Origin of the sequence: Pseudomonas defluvii (assembly GCF_001695625.1) — a bacterium.
GTDB classification, from domain to species: domain Bacteria; phylum Pseudomonadota; class Gammaproteobacteria; order Pseudomonadales; family Pseudomonadaceae; genus Aquipseudomonas; species Aquipseudomonas defluvii.
Genome location: NZ_MBPN01000260.1, coordinates 1 through 1,435, shown reverse-complemented (window position 1 = coordinate 1,435; position 1,435 = coordinate 1). Strand labels below are relative to the sequence as shown.

The 1,435-nt window shown below is 61.4% G+C and carries 1 protein-coding gene and 1 pseudogene; both read right to left on the bottom strand.

Annotated features, from left to right (window positions below):
• Positions 1-180, bottom strand: a pseudogene (locus tag EKA13_RS27150) (electron transfer flavoprotein subunit beta/FixA family protein); the annotation flags it as partial.
• Between the two features lie 270 nt (positions 181-450).
• Entirely contained in the window at positions 451-1,416 is a 966-nt protein-coding gene (locus EKA13_RS27145) for an AraC-like ligand-binding domain-containing protein (protein ID WP_065762027.1), read from the bottom strand.
• Between the last annotated feature and the right edge of the window lie 19 nt (positions 1,417-1,435).

The following is a 1,435-nucleotide window of genomic DNA, read 5'->3' as shown; positions in this document are numbered from 1 at the left end:
GACGACGATCTCGGTCGCCAGGCCTTTTTCCTTCAGGCGTACGGCCTCTTCCACAGCGATCTCGCAGAAGGGGTTCAGGGCCATTTTCACGTTAGTCAGGTCGACGCCGGAGTTGTCCGCCTTGACGCGAACCTTGACGTTGTAATCGACCACTCGTTTGACGCTTACCAGCACTTTCATAGCGCTCTCCAAAGGTGGTGCATCGTGATAGCGGGCAGTGACGGCAGCAGTGGGCCGCCCCGCGTGGATCGCGAATCAGATCGCGGTGGGTGGTGCCGACAGCATGCGTCGGGCAGGCGTTCGTTAGTGTGTTTCAGGGCCGCAGCCGTACTGCCGTGGCGCCGTTTACGATACCGACGCCCCTGTAGTGTCCGAATCGTCCGTTCGGATCAGGTCAGGCCTTGTTTTCTGGCGCAATGCCGCCGCCAGCAGGCGGCGGCGTGGCCTTTTTCAGTGAGGGTGCCCGCTGGCGGCGGCGCGTACTTCCTTGGCGGTGCAACCGAAGCGTTGGCGGAAGCTGCGGGCAAATTGAGCCTGATCACTGAAGCCCCAGCGCATTGCCAGTTCGCCGATGGACAAGTGGCAATAAGGGTCATGCAGGTCTCTGTGCACCGCTTCAAGACGCCGTAGGCGGATCCACTCGCTGAGGCTGTAGGGGGTGGCCGTGAACAGTTTGTGCAGATAACGCACCGACAGCTTGCAGGCGTCAGCGATCATTTGCGGGGCGAGATCCGGGTTGCCCAACTGTTGCTCGACGTAGTGTTCAATACGCTGCAAATGCAGGGCAGCCAGGCTTGAACTTTCGCTGTTGAGTACCCGCTGGTCATCGCGTAGCGCCATCAGCAAGGTTGAGAGCGCTTGCTCCAGCAGCATATGGCGGGCGGTATCGTCGCATTCATCGAAGCGTGCCGCGCACATTGCCAGTTGGTCGACGAAGATTCGACCCAACCCGCGCTTGGCATCGAAGCACAGGCGGGTATAGCGCTCGGCGCCGCGCAGTTGGCCATGCAGGGCGCGTTCGGGAAGCTTGAACACCCACAGGTCGTTGTCGCTGGCATAGTGAAAGCGGTAGGGCGCATCACCGCGCTCAAAGATAAACCCGCCAGGCTGGCAGTGCAGTACGCGGCCATCCTGCTCGAAGTGCACCTCGCTGCGGCGCGGTACCGTGACCAGGTAGCACGCCTCGCGGTCCTCACTGACCTGGGCCTTGCTGCGCGAGTAGCCCATTTGGGTGGAGCGCAGCCGTGACAGGGTCAACGCGGTGCTTTGGGTTTCCCACACTTGCAGGTTGCCACTGAAACGTGCGCCGGGATCGAAATTCAGTGACAGCGGGAAATAGGTACTGCCGATCGCCGCGGCCCAACGTGCCTGGCGTTCGTTGTCGGGCCAATAGCGGCTGCTGAGTGTGATTGCCATGGCCGATCCTCGTGTCTTT

Bases quoted from the DNA above. Each gene is read 5' to 3' on its own strand.
- EKA13_RS27145 (WP_065762027.1), bottom strand. From the start codon at position 1,416: ATGGCAATCACACTCAGCAGCCGCTATTGGCCCGACAACGAACGCCAG.